Origin of the sequence: Cellulomonas iranensis NBRC 101100 = JCM 18110 (assembly GCF_001552375.1) — a bacterium.
Lineage (GTDB): Bacteria > Actinomycetota > Actinomycetes > Actinomycetales > Cellulomonadaceae > Cellulomonas > Cellulomonas iranensis.
Map to the genome: position 1 here is coordinate 1 of NZ_BCRB01000019.1, position 12,683 is coordinate 12,683.

At 70.5% G+C, this 12,683-nt stretch carries 11 protein-coding genes; 9 read left to right on the top strand and 2 right to left on the bottom strand.

The annotated features are described in order from the left end of the window. Positions 1–1,413 (top strand): FtsX-like permease family protein (locus CS2_RS19025; protein WP_217997367.1); only part of this gene is annotated, 1,413 nt, incomplete at its 5' end. A 152-nt stretch (positions 1,414–1,565) separates the two neighbouring features. Here the strand turns inward: CS2_RS19025 and CS2_RS05880 are convergent. Continuing rightward, positions 1,566–2,246: a TetR/AcrR family transcriptional regulator gene (locus tag CS2_RS05880; RefSeq protein WP_070319315.1), complete on the bottom strand. Its 681-nt coding sequence runs from the start codon at positions 2,244–2,246 to the stop codon at positions 1,566–1,568. An 81-nt stretch (positions 2,247–2,327) separates the two neighbouring features. On the opposite strand from CS2_RS05880, the gene CS2_RS05885 reads away from it, so the two are divergent. The 6 genes from CS2_RS05885 to CS2_RS18775 all read left to right on the top strand — a co-directional run bounded on the left by CS2_RS05885 (position 2,328) and on the right by CS2_RS18775 (position 11,010). After that, complete coding sequence (locus CS2_RS05885; protein WP_070319276.1) at positions 2,328–3,164, top strand: NAD(P)H-binding protein; 837 nt, start codon at positions 2,328–2,330, stop codon at positions 3,162–3,164. Positions 3,165–3,273: 109 nt separating this feature from the next. Then, the gene (locus CS2_RS05890; protein ID WP_070319277.1) at positions 3,274–3,543 is read left to right on the top strand and encodes a hypothetical protein; all 270 of its coding nucleotides are present in this window, start codon (positions 3,274–3,276) and stop codon (positions 3,541–3,543) included. Positions 3,544–4,690: 1,147 nt separating this feature from the next. Next, positions 4,691–6,265 (top strand): ATP-dependent nuclease, encoded by a 1,575-nt coding sequence (locus tag CS2_RS05895; protein ID WP_169798628.1) that lies wholly within the window; start codon positions 4,691–4,693, stop codon positions 6,263–6,265. After that, positions 6,262–7,782 carry a UvrD-helicase domain-containing protein gene (locus CS2_RS05900; protein WP_082739914.1) on the top strand — a complete coding sequence of 507 codons (1,521 nt, stop codon included), beginning with the start codon at positions 6,262–6,264 and terminating at the stop codon, positions 7,780–7,782. The genes CS2_RS05895 and CS2_RS05900 overlap by 4 nt, the downstream gene beginning before the upstream one ends. Before the next feature lie 624 nt (positions 7,783–8,406). After that, the gene (locus CS2_RS05905; RefSeq protein WP_070319280.1) at positions 8,407–9,282 is read left to right on the top strand and encodes a restriction endonuclease; all 876 of its coding nucleotides are present in this window, start codon (positions 8,407–8,409) and stop codon (positions 9,280–9,282) included. A 141-nt stretch (positions 9,283–9,423) separates the two neighbouring features. After that, positions 9,424–11,010, top strand: a complete 1,587-nt coding sequence (locus tag CS2_RS18775) for a hypothetical protein (RefSeq protein WP_156442019.1) — start codon at positions 9,424–9,426, stop codon at positions 11,008–11,010. 50 nt (positions 11,011–11,060) lie between these two features. Here CS2_RS18775 and CS2_RS05920 read toward each other — a convergent pair whose 3' ends face one another. Next, positions 11,061–11,531: a hypothetical protein gene (locus CS2_RS05920; protein ID WP_070319283.1), complete on the bottom strand. Its 471-nt coding sequence runs from the start codon at positions 11,529–11,531 to the stop codon at positions 11,061–11,063. 220 nt (positions 11,532–11,751) lie between these two features. Here CS2_RS05920 and CS2_RS05925 point away from each other — a divergent pair, with 220 nt between their 5' ends. Next, the gene (locus CS2_RS05925) at positions 11,752–12,087 is read left to right on the top strand and encodes a hypothetical protein (protein WP_070319284.1); all 336 of its coding nucleotides are present in this window, start codon (positions 11,752–11,754) and stop codon (positions 12,085–12,087) included. A gap of 15 nt (positions 12,088–12,102) precedes the next feature. Continuing rightward, positions 12,103–12,672, top strand: coding sequence for an N-6 DNA methylase (locus CS2_RS05930; RefSeq protein ID WP_233421083.1), 570 nt, complete (start codon positions 12,103–12,105; stop codon positions 12,670–12,672). Positions 12,673–12,683 lie beyond the last annotated feature (11 nt).

A 12,683-nucleotide genomic window follows, 5' to 3' on the forward strand; every position in this document is an offset into this window, starting at 1 on the left:
CGCGCCGCGGCCGCGCGGGACCGGCACGCGGGGCGGCTGGCCGGCGAGGCGGCCGTCGTGCTGCTGGCCGTGGGGGCGCTCGTCGCGCTCGGCGCACGGGGCGTGACCGACGCCGCCGCCGGCTCGGGCGGCACCGCTCCCCCGGCCGCCGACGCGCTGCTGGCGCTCGCCCCGACGCTCGGCGTGCTGGCGGGCGGGGTCCTGCTGCTGCGCGTGCTCCCGGTGCTGCTGCGCCGTGCGGTCGCCGCCGCGGGACGGTCGCGACGCGCCGTCCCGGTGCTCGCGGCGGCCCGCGCGAACGACGCGGCGCGCGGCGGTCTCGCGTTCCTCGCGCTCACGCTCGCGGCGGGGCTCGTGGCGCTCGGCACGACGGTCGTCGCGACCGTGCAGCGCGGCGAGGTCGACGCGTCGTGGCAGGCGGTGGGTGCCGACGCGACCGTGACCGCGGCGGCGCCCGACGCCGGTCTCGCGGACGTCGCCGCGACGCTGCGCGCGTCCGCCGGCGTCGACCTGGCCGTGCCCGGGCGCGTCGACGAGCACGCGCAGGTGTTCGGCCCGTGGGGCGGGCAGCTGGTGCGCGTCGTCGCGCTGCCCGCGGCGGACTACGCAGACCTGCTCGCGCGCACGCCGCTGCCGGACGACCCCGCGCTGCGCGACCTCGGCACGGCCGACGGGCGTCCCGCGGCGCTGCTGAGCCCGGGGCTGCGCACCGCCGACGACCCCGCGGTCGAGCTGCTCTGGGGGACCGCACGCGTCGACCTCGTGACGGTCGGGACGGCGCCCGCCCTGCTCGCCGGGGACGGCGACGCGGTCGTCGTCGACGCCGACGCCCTCGCCGCGGCGATCGGCGTGCCCGTCGTGCCCGACCGCGTGTGGGCCGTCGGCACGGGTGCGTCCGCGGCGGTCGCGGACGCGGCGGGGCTCGACGGCACGACGGTCGCGACGCGCGACGCGTGGCTCGTCGAGCACCGCGCCGAGCCGCTGACCGTGGGCGTGCAGCGCGCCGCCACGGCGGCGACGCTCGCGCTGCTGGTGCTCGTCGCGCTCGTCGTCATGCTGGCGGCCGCCACGAGCGCGCCGCAGCGCGGCGCGACGCTCGCGACGCTGCGGACGCTCGGGCTCGGGGGACGCGACGCGCGGCTGGTGACGCTGGGCGAGCTGCTGCCGGGCGCGCTGCTGGCGGCGGCGGGCGGCGCCGCGCTGGGCGGCGCGCTCACGGGGGCGGTCGTCGGGCCGCTCGCGCTGCGGCTCGTGACGGGGCAGGCGGACGACCCGGCGCCGGTCTGGTCGGCGTGGTCGGCGGCGTCGCTGGGCGTCGCGGCCGTGACGCTCGCGGTGACGGTGCTCGTCGAGTCGTCGCTGCGGCGCCGCGAGCGCCTGGGCGAGGTGCTGCGGGTGGGCGGCAGCCGCTGAGGGGCGTGCGCCGCGGCGGTGCCGGGGCGGCGGTGCCGGGGCGGCGCTGCTGGTGCGCCGCTGCGTCGCTGGCGGGCTGGGCTGCGTCGCTGCCGGGCTGGGCTGCGTCGCTGCCGGGGCGGGGCCGTGGGCGCCGCGAGGCCCGTGGCGCGCTACCGGGCCGCCGTCGCGTCGAGCCCCGCGAGGATCACGTCGATCGCGAAGTCCCGGCGCGCACGTTCGTCGGGTCCCGTGAGCGCGCCCGCGAGCCGGTGCACGTGCGGGAAACGGTCGGGGTCGACGTCGGCGTAGACGTCGTGCGCGCGCCGGGGGTCCGCGCCGCGCCCGCCCGGCACGCCGCGGGAGGTGCGCTCGACGGCCGTCGCGGCGGCGAACTGCGCGATGAGGTCGATGGCCAGGGCCGCCCGGTCGTCGGGGACGCCGCCGCGGCGCAGCAGGTCGAGCTCGTGCTCGGCGAGGCGCAGCGCGCCGGGGAGGGTCGGGATGGTGCCGAGCGCGACGGCCGCGAGGCCGGGGTGCCGTTCGAGCGCCTCGACGGTGCCGACGACGGTCCCCGCGAGCGCGGCCCGCCAGCCGTGCGGCTCGGGGTCGACGAGCGCGACCGTGCCGTAGACGTGGTCGAGCGCGTGCTCGAGCAGGGTCTCACGACTGTCGAAGTAGGCGTACAGCGACGCGGGCCCTGTGGCGACGGCGCGTGCGACGTCGCGCAGCGAGACCCGGTCGACGCCCCGCTCCCGGACGAGCGCGAGGGTCGCGTCGAGGATCGCCTGCCGGGACAGCGCGGGCTTGGCCGGGCGCTCGCGGCGCGACGCGGGCTCGGGTGGCGTCGGCATGGCGCGAGCGTAGTTGACACGAACGCAGTTCGCGACGAACACTGTTCGCGAACGACGTTCGTATCGAGGGAGGGAGCCGTCATGGCGGTCCTGGTGGTAGGCGCGAGCGGCGCCGTGGGCGGCGCGGTGGTCGCGGGTCTGCTGGAGCGCGGCGTGGACGTGCGCGCGACGAGCCGCACGCCCGAGCGACTGAGCCTGCCGCCGCAGGTGCGCACGTCCGCGGCCGATCTCGACGACCCCGCGTCGTTCGACCCGGCCCTCGAGGGCGTGGAGCGCATCTTCCTCTACGCGGACATGACGCACCCGGAGCCGCTGCTGGCCCGCGTCGCCGCGGCCGGCGTGAGGCACGTCGTGCTGCTGTCGTCGTCCGCGGTGACGGCACCGGGCGCGGCGGACGACTTCAACGGCGCGCGCTTCCTGCGGGTCGAGCGCGCGGTCGAGGACTCCGGGGTCGCGCACACGTTCCTGCGGCCGGGCGGGTTCGCGAGCAACGCCGCGCGGTGGAGCTGGAGCATCCGCACCGACGGCACCGTGCCGCTGCCGCACCCCGACGCGGCGCAGGTGCCCGTGCACGAGGCCGACGTGGCCGACGTCGCGGTCGTCGCGCTCACCGGTGACGCGCTGCTCGGCGCCGCCCCCGTGCTCACGGGGCCGGAAGTGCTCACGCTCCGCGAGCAGGTCGCGACCATCGGTGACGTGCTCGGGCGCGACGTGCGGGTCGTCGAGCAGACCGAGGCCGAGTCGGCGGCGCTGCTCGCGCGGCACGTCCCCGAGGTGTGGGTGCGGCAGATCATCGGCGACTGGCGCGCGGCCGTCGGCGCGACGCCCGCCGTGTCACGGGAGCACGAGCGCCTCACCGGGCGCCCCGCGCGCACGTTCCGCACCTGGGTCGAGGACCACGTCGACCTGTTCCGCTGACACGCGCCGCGTGGCGCGGTGCACGACGCCGCGCGCGACGACGGTTGCGTGCGGTCACAGCGCCGCTGACACTGGTCGCGTCCGATTCCGACACGCAGGGGGAACCGTCATGACGCGCATCACCACGAAGCTCGGAGCCACGCTCGCCGCCGCGGGCCTGCTCACGGCGGGCAGCATCGCCGCCGCCGTCCCGGCGCAGGCCGCGACGGTCACCAGCTACGTCATCGCGTCCGCCACGTCCAGCGGGTGCAACACCGCCCTGCAGGGCGACATCCACGACCTCAAGGCGCAGGGGATCTACAAGAACCACACCCCGTGCACCAACACCGGCGCCTCGTCGTACCCGTGGCGCGCGCAGGTCTGGTACTACGCCGTCTGAGCGTCACGGCCGGCCGGGGCGACCCGGCCGGCCACGACCTCGGCGAGCGCGGCGTGACGGTGGCGGGCAGCCCCGGGCCCGCGTGGTCGCTTGCCTCTCCGGGTCGAGCTCTACGCGATTCCGGTCCACCTGGTCTGCTCGTCCACGGGCGACGACCGGTCGACCTGCGGCAGCCGCTCGACGGCGACGTGGCACGTCTCGTCGGGCAGCACGGTCCGGGCACCGGTGACGAGCAGCTCGTGCCGCCCGCTTCACGAATCACCCCTGGTCATCAGCGCGCAGGCGGCGGTGTCGCGGCCTCGCCGCGATCAGACCATCAGGGCCATGGTCATCGCAGCCACCAAGCAGGTGACGAGCGTCGCCCCCGGTCACCCGGCACCGCCCGCTCCGGCCAGCCTGTACCGTCGGTCCGTCAGCCGCAGCGGCCCTCCCGCCGCGCGCAGACGACACGGGTGCTGTCCCGCGTCTCCACGAGCAGGCCCTCATCACCCGGGCCTCTGGGACAAGCAGACATTCACTCCTGGCTGGGAGAACGGACCGCTACGGCGTCGAACGCCACCGCGAACTCGGGATGCGGCCGATGGCGATGCGGAACATCGGTCCCTGACTCCTGGAATGCGGCCTGCTCCGCAAACTGTCCGGGCCCCGGCCACCCAGAGGCCTACACGAACGAAGCTAGTGCTCCCGGGAGACTCGGACGCGCGGCGGTGCTCAGTAGCATGAGCATGGGTCGGCACAGTGAAGACGCGGGGATCCGCAGGACTCGAGGGGGACGCCGTTTATGCACCTGAGCCGCATTCGGGTTCGAGGTCTTCGCGGAGCCGTCGACGGGCCGCTGGAGGTGCACTTACCAGGGCGCTTCGCCGTCATCGCAGGGGCCAACGGCGGCGGGAAGACCACCCTCACGGACGCGCTCTACCTCAGCCATGTCAAGCGTTTCCCGCACCTGCCGAGGCATTCCGCCGCAGCACTTGGAGCTGGCGATCGGGACATTGAGGTTGAGTACCGCTTCGACGCCGACGTTGCCACCGAGGGCCCGCTAGGGCGACAGCTCCAAGCGCAAGCCGGGAGGACCGCGCCGGGAACTGTCGCCGCTGAGTGGGCGCGGACTCTTCACCGTGACCTCGGCGCGGTTCACACTAAGTCCGTGGATGGTCGGTCGAGCGATGTCGAGCAACGAACACTCCTGGTGCACCTGCCCGCTTGGAGGAACCCGCTAGACGAGCTGGCCCGGCGCGAGACGCGCATCCTCGTCGAGTTGCTCCGAGCACAACAGCAGAACCTGGGCCGTGGGCGTGACCTGTCCCGTCTACGTGGCAGGGCCTCAGGTCTCCTCGAGGCGCTCGCCACGGATGACCTACTCGTGGGGCTCGAGGAGCGGGTCAGTGAGCAGTTGCGCGCACTCTCCGCGGGCGTTTCCCGGAACTGGCCCTACATCCGCGGACAGGTCGTAGACGACCGCTACCTGGCGCGCGTGCTCGAGTTGATGCTCGCCACCACCGAAGGACGGAAGGATGCGCTGCCGCTCGAGGTGGTTGGCCTCGGCTATGTCAACCTCCTGCACATCGCCGTCACCTTGGCAGCCATCCCCGACTCGACGCGCATCGCGGCCGCTGCTGCCGCGGTGGCAGGCGGACCGCCAACCGGCCGGGTCGACGCCGGGACGGCGGAGGCGCCGCTGGACGAGGCTGACCGAGTCTTGCGCCAAGCTCGCGCCGAGAGCGAGAGCGTCGAAGACTCGTTCTTCCCTGACGACGCCTTCCATGTCACGTTGGTCATCGAGGAGCCTGAGGCGCACCTTCACCCCCAGCTCCAGCACTCTCTGGTTCGGTACCTGCGTCGCCAGGTGCGCCTCCGCCCCGAACTCCAGGTCGTTCTGTCGAGCCATGCGACAGACGTCATCACGTCCTGCGACCCGACCGAGTTGGTGATCGTGCGTCGCGACAGCCAGGGGCAGAGAGTGTGCCGAGCGATCGCGGACATCCCGCTCAGCAATCGCGACGAGGTCCTCCGCAAGACTCGACTGCATCTGGATGCCAGCCGTTCCGCCTCCTTGTTCGCGGAGCGATTGCTTCTTGTCGAGGGTGTCACCGAGGCGGCCGTGCTCCGCGAGATGGGATGGGTGTGGGCCGGGGAAGACCTTGACAAGCAGGCGTTCGTCGATGCGTTGAGCATCGTGCCGATGGGTACCAAGGTCGGGCCGTGGGCGGTGCGACTCCTTGCGACCAGGGGCCACGAGCTCTGCTCCCGACTAGCGGTTCTTCGCGACAGCGACCTCGACTTCGACGACCTCCCAGCCGCACCCATTTGGGCCAGCGACCATGACCCTGCCGTCTTGCTGGTGGAGCACTGTCATCCCACCCTCGAGCCCCAACTCACCGAAGGGAACGAGGGTCTCGTGGCCGGGGCCCTGCAGGACATCGGGATCTCGGTGCCTGACGAGGTCACGCCCCAGGCGATCCGGGACCTGTTCCGCAGTCGGCACAGGGCGGGCGACGTCACGGTGAGCGCTGGACTCGCCGCAAGCCGCAAGGGCGAGTTCGCGGAGGCCCTAGCGGGGCGGATACGCGAGATGCGCGACGTCGTCGGTGCTGGAGTACGGGTGCCGGAACCCATCGAGCGAGTCTTCGAGTTCTTGTACCCAACGCCCGACGCTCCGCTTGCGGCCCATGCGCCGGTGGCACGTCCCGCTCCGACAGCCGAGCGCGCCACACAGACGTGACCAGTGCCCTCGCGCACGCGGGCGCCATCGCTGATCTCACTGCAGAACAACGACTCGCAGCGGCCTCTTCGGCGAGCAAGCTCTTCATCGAAGCTGGTCCCGGCACCGGCAAGACCACCGTCTCAGCACAACGGTTCGGAGTACAACGCTTCGCCAGCGAACACCGGCACGACAGTCGCGCGGTAGTGGCCGTCAGCTTCACCCGGGCCGCGACCTACACGCTCCGAAGGCGGGTGCAGAGGTTGTGGGGCCCGGCAGCGCTGACCTGGCCGCACCGGATCGTCACCCTGGACACGGTGATGTGTGACCTCCTGCATGACCTGCTTCGCGAGCGATTGGTGATCTGGCCGAACATGGACGCGTTGTGGCCGGATGGCAACGTTGTCCTAGACGTGCGCGACAGCTGGGCCTCATGCGGCGGCACTGTGTCGACCCGCTCGATCTACAGCTTGCACCTGTCCGGGCGCCATGTGCAGCTACGCAAGGATTTCGCACCGAAGCACGCCTACCGGGTTCCAGCGGTAGCGGTCGTGCCTCACATGCTCGCGGGCACCTGCACCCATCAGGATGTCCGCGACATCCTTGAGCTCGCGCTTCGGGATCCTCTGTCTGCGTCGCGAGTGCGCCAGCGGCTCGGCGATGTGATGAGGGCCCTGATCGTCGACGAGGTCTTCGACGCCAACGATCTGGACATCGCGATCATCGAGTCAGCCATCGCAGCGGGCGTTGCCGTGACTCTGGTGGGCGACCCTTGGCAAGCGCTGTACCTCTTCCGCGGTGCCCGCCCGCATCTCGTTCCGGAGCGCCTTAGGCGAGCAAAGGTCCCCACACTGCCGCTGACCCAGTCTTTCCGGTGGCGCAGTGACGAACAACGAGACCTCGCCATGCGACTTCGCGAAGGACGAGGCGTGGTCCTCCCGACGGATACGGAGGATCTGGACGTTGTCCTCGCGCTGTGGTGGAAGGACCTCTGGGAGCTCCGCGGGGTCCTGCCGCTCGCGTTCCATTCCTTCAAAGGCGGATACGAGGAGGCCGCCGCCACCCTGCTTCTCAACCACTTGACACGCAGCATCCTGGACATGGACGCGACCTACCTCAACGACGCCCTGACGGCGCTCAACGTGCAAGACCGTGACGCTCTGAGACGGCTGGAGCCCGGTTTGCGGGAAGTGGTGGAAGTCTTGCGGCCTGGCGGGAGAACCGCCGTGACCGCGGCCTACGTGGAACTGGTGAAGGTCGTCGGCAGCGTGTCCGCGCGCGAGCTGCGCAGACCGCACCCAGCACACACAGGTCGTCTTGCCGACCTTCAGCGGTGCCTTGCGCTTCCCGAGAGACCGGTTCCAGGACTGACGACGCACCAAGCGAAGGGTGGCGAGTGGGACGCAGTCGCCGTTAGGTTGCGGGACGCTGAACGAACCGCCCTCGGGTCGGGTCTCTCATTGGCCGAAGACATGCACCGCAAGATCTACGTCGCATGCACCAGAGCCCGCTGGCGTACGGTCGAGATCTTGCCGTGAGGGGCGCCCTTCGCTCTGAGATGGAACACGTCGCGCTGGAGTGCGGAACGCGATCGCTCATGACGAACGCCCGCGCCAGCCCTATCTCCACGCCGGCTGCCGCACCCAAGTAGCCGCTGGTTCAGTGACCGCCAGTAACCACATGCTCACGCGCTCGCGCGGCTTGCCTCCTTCGATGCCCTACCGGTGACGCGACGGCGCTGCCATCATCGAGAAGTGGACGCCCCTGACGTCGTGGCGCTGAGGTGGAATGCCCCACCGGGTTGGCCTCCCGCGGAGCCGGGCTGGTTCCCCGACGAGCAGTGGCAGCCTCCGACAAGTTGGCCACCACCACAGATGGGCCACCAGTACTGGACGTTCGCGGAGGCTGGCACGCTCGAAGCCGAGGCGCTCGCTGCACCTGGGTACGAGCCAATCGTGTGGGAACCAGACCTGACGGGCATCACCCTGGCCTGGGTACCCGCCCAGGGGTGGCCGACGCCCCCGTCGCGGTGGTCGCCACCAGTGGGGTGGAAGCCACCTCGGGCGTGGCCGGCCGCGCCGCCTGGGTTCAAGCATTGGCAGCCCGACCCGCAGGTAGTCGCCACGCGTACGGACGGGTGGTGGCGCACGACGGTCGATCACGTGCTGCGCACGCTCGAGAGGCCCTGGTGGCGCTGCCTCGAGCTCAACGGTCTGGAAGGAATGTGGGCGCTGACCTGGTCCTACGAGCGGGTGTGCCACGCCCCCGTCCCCGCTGAGGTCGAAGCAGGGTTCGCCATGCCAAGTGATCACGGCGCGCTGCGCGCGGCGCGTTCGGCCACGGTCCAGGCGCTGGCCACCACAGCCCGAGCCCGTCGTGCGTGGCTCACCGGAGGTGCGGACCTGGCGATCGCTCGGCATGTCGCCACGCAAGGGGTGCTGGCTGCGCAGGCCCAGAGGACCGCGTTGGAGTCCGTAGATGCAGCGATGAAGGCTCGCGCGGCCGCCTTTCACGAGCACTTAGAGGCCACCGCGTACCAAGGGCTGGCGGCTGCCGATGTGGACGGAACCTACAGGGCCGCCGAGCGTGCCCTGTCCTCGCTGCGGGCAGCCTCTGAGCAGGTACTCGCAGCGCTCGACCGAGCACGTCCACGTCCAGACTGGCTGCGTGACAACTCTGTCGCCGAGGCTTCAAGCCGTTGGCGTCAGGCCGAGACCGCCGCCGCCGAGCACATGCGGGCGTTGGGCTTCCACGACGCGGCTGTGTCGCCGGACGGTGTCGACGCAGGGTTCGACGTCGAGGCGCGCCGGGCCGTGGCGCAGGTGAAGTACTGGGCGCACCCCGTAGGTCGCCCGCAGGTCCAGAACCTCGTGGGCGCGAACCAGCACGATGCGGTGATGCTCTTCTACGCCCGGTCCGGGTTCACCACCGCGGCCGCGCGCTTCGCCGACCAGGTCGGCGTCGCGCTCTTCGTGATCGAACTGCCCGATCGGGTCGAGCCTGCCAACGACACCGCGTGGGACCTCACCCGACGCTGAGGGCTATCAGGCCGGGACGGCGAGTCTGCCCGGACGGCGCGCTCCCTCCCCCCGGGTGAGTTCAGCCCGAAGTGCCCTACCAAGTGCGAGGACAGCGCTACGGTGCGCCTACGACGCCGACACGACCCGGGGGCCACCGCGATGCAGATCCTCTACGTCACTGACTTCAGCATCGAACCAAGCCCTGGGGTAGACCACGACACGGCTATCGACGCGACCCTTGGCACCCTGAGCACCTGGGTCGGCGACGACACCGATCCGATCCACGCGGCGGACCTTCTGGGGAACGGTCGCCGCGAACTCCAGCCGACACACGACGCACTGCGTAAGCACGCCGAGTGGACCCACCTGGCTTCCCCTCAAGGCGACTGGGTCACGCGACTCGACGTCGTGACTGTCAATGGCGACGGGAGTCACTTCACAGCTCGGGTGAGCATCGGTGAACTTCATGGGATCCTTCGGCTCCGCCTCGGTCTTGCGCGTGAAGTCGATGCGGCAGGACTGAGCCCGATCGCCGACCCTCAGGTGCGTCAGCCGCATGTGTTGGCCAACCTTGTCGGGCACCCCGGCCTGCGAATCCACAGCGGCGGGCAGCTCGTCGATGGCAGCGCCCTGCAGGCACGAGGCGCCGATGCAGCAGCCTTGGTCGCGGAGGCCCTCCGAGTTCAGCACCGTCTGCCCGTGTTACTGGTCCACACCCGTACCCGGGAAGCTATTCAGTCGACACGGCGAGCCGCTGCCGGCCTCGTTGGGCTGGTACGTGTCGTTACTGTCGACCTGCCGACCGCCCGCCAACTTCTCGCAGAGGAGCAGCGAGCACGCGTCCCCTACGCCGGGGGCCTTCTCGTGTGGTCGGACCTCGCCGTGCCACCCACAGCGGTGGGCGAGGACGTCGTGAACGCGCAAGACAACGACGCACTCCGGGCATCGGTCATGGCCCAGGTTGCCCCCTTGTCAGTCCTCACCCGCGGGTCCGACGAGGTGTACCGCGCAGTCCGAGAGGCAGGTCGCATCTCTCGTGCCGACGATGCCGCGGCGCGCACTGCGGCCGCAGTCGAGTCTGGAAGTCAGACAGCAATTATCGAGGCATTGACTCAAGAGCGCGATCAACTGCAAACGGACCTCAGCGAAGCCATGGAGGCATGGTCGGAAACTGAGGCTCGCGCGCGTGAGCTCGCCACAGAAGCAGCTCGCTGGAAGGCGACGACAGAACAACTCCAGATCGCTCAGCGCTACGCCGGCGCGACGACCGTCGAAGAGGCAGGCGAGGAAGGCGTGGATGAGCCACCCGAACTCGCCACGGGCGACACTGACACCCTCAGCGCCCTCATCGACCATCTAGAGAAGTCCGCCGAGGACCGACTGGTGTTCACAGACTCTGCCTACGCGGCGTGGAAGAAGGCAGACCGCTACCCCACACCCGGCGAGATGCAGATCGCCCTGGTCAAGCTCGCCCGCGTCGCACACGACCTCTACGACGGATCGGACCGAACTGTGGGGCACATGGACCGGTGGATTCGGGAGAATTATGACCTGAAGGTTTCGCTGCAGGACGACCAGATGCCGAAGGCGTTTCGCACCTTCACATTCGAAGGCGTCAAGTACGATCGGACGCCTCACGTCAAGGTGAACGATGGCGTGCCGCACCACGAATGCGGGCGGGTTTACTTCGCGTTTGACCAGAAGAATGAGCGCATAATTGTCGATCATGTCGGGTTGAAATACTAGGAGTCTCGTAAACCCGCCCGTACCCACAGTGACGTGGGGCGGGCGGATATTCAAGCGGCGGCTGGCAAGCCGCGATTGTCGCCACGAGTGACGCAGAGTCCGCACCGGGTGTTGTGACTCCCGGGCTCATGGCCCGCAACAGCGTCTATGCTGATCCATCGGTGGAACAGCGCCGCGTGCACGTCGGGGAAGAGGTCTGCGATCTCGTCCTCGACTTCGATCATCAGCGCGAACGTGTCGCTCGCGTCGTCGAGCGCGTGGCTGAACCGCTCGGTCGCCAGAACGGCGAGCCGGTCGCGGGTGCGCAGGAGCTGCTTGAGATGCCGTCGCCGGCGGTGCCCGCTGAGGGCGATGACGGGCTCGTGGTCGAGCGCCGTGGGTGTGGTGGTCACGGTGACCTCCTCGGTTGGACACGCCGCCGGCGGGATGCCGTCGATCGTGCGGAGCGCGGTGCGCTCACCGGGGACGGTGGGCGCGGGCTGTGCGAGCGCAAGGGTCAGGTCCGGAGCGACCTTCCTCATCACCTCTCTTCATGGGGCTCGGTCCGATCCCAGCCGCGGACGCGCTGGGTGCTGTGTGGAGTTCTCAAGCTGCGTTCTGTGACCCTCAAGGTCCGGCCCGAGGTAGTCGTGGCAATGACCCGCACCGACCGCGTCGGCAGGGCGCCCGTCACGCTCGCCCCCGCTCGAGTCGCACCCTCATGGCCACTGCCGTGGCGCCGCCGGCAGGCACGATCGCTGGATGGACACGAACGACTCGACAGCGGAACTCCACCTCAGTGACGGTGGCCTGTGGGCCGTGCGCAGCACCAGTGCCACGGTCTGTTACCTGGATCTGGACCGGATGCGGCTGTACCGCGATCGCGGGCCGGGCAGCCCGGTGTTCTTCTACGACGGGCGGTGGGTGCCACTGGTGCAGGTGCGGTCGTCGCGCGGCGACCGGGGTGTGGTGCGGGTCGGTGACCGGCACGAGTTCCTCACCGATCCCGAGGGCGCGCACCGTGCGGGGTTCTGTCGCCGCCGCGACCTACGCGATGTGCGACGCAGGGATGCGACTGGACGAGACGAAGGCCACTGAGATCACGCCGCAGTCGTGCTCCCCGACAACGTCCTCTTCGAAGACGGAGCCGGCGAGACCCTGCGCCGGCGCCTGCTGCGCGACTTCGACCTGCACACGATGCTCCGACTGCCGACAGGCATCTTCTACGCCCAGGGCGTGAAGGCCAACGTGCTCTTCTTCGACAAGAAGCCCGCAGCTGAAGGCCGCGCCTGGACCGAGAAGCTCTGGGTGTACGACCTGCGCACCAACCAGCACTTCACGCTGAAGCAGAACCCCCTCACCCGAGCCCACCTCGACGACTTCGTCGCCTGCTACGCCCCCTGGCAAGACCGCGCGACTCGCACCGAGACCGAGCGCTTCCACTCGTTCACCTACGACGAGCTCATCGCACGGGACAAGGCGAACCTCGACATCACGTGGCTGCGCGACGAGTCCCTGGAGGACCTCGACAACCTGCCCGCACCAGAGGTGATTGCCAGGGAGATCGTCGAGGACCTCACTGCAGCACTGGCAGAGTTCGAGGCCGTCGCAGCCGCGCTCGAGTCCCCAGTCACCTCGGCGATCGACAGCGGAGTCCCCACCGCACGTCTCTCCGAGGAGTGAGCATCATGGAA

What these genes read in the sequence shown, in the direction of transcription:
- CS2_RS05880 (WP_070319315.1), bottom strand. Translation starts at nt 2,246, where the DNA reads ATGCCGACGCCACCCGAGCCCGCGTCGCGCCGCGAGCGCCCGGCCAAG.
- CS2_RS05885 (WP_070319276.1), top strand. Translation starts at nt 2,328, where the DNA reads ATGGCGGTCCTGGTGGTAGGCGCGAGCGGCGCCGTGGGCGGCGCGGTG.
- CS2_RS05890 (WP_070319277.1), top strand. Translation starts at nt 3,274, where the DNA reads ATGACGCGCATCACCACGAAGCTCGGAGCCACGCTCGCCGCCGCGGGC.
- CS2_RS18775 (WP_156442019.1), top strand. Translation starts at nt 9,424, where the DNA reads ATGCAGATCCTCTACGTCACTGACTTCAGCATCGAACCAAGCCCTGGG.
- CS2_RS05920 (WP_070319283.1), bottom strand. Translation starts at nt 11,531, where the DNA reads ATGAGGAAGGTCGCTCCGGACCTGACCCTTGCGCTCGCACAGCCCGCG.
- CS2_RS05925 (WP_070319284.1), top strand. Translation starts at nt 11,752, where the DNA reads ATGGACACGAACGACTCGACAGCGGAACTCCACCTCAGTGACGGTGGC.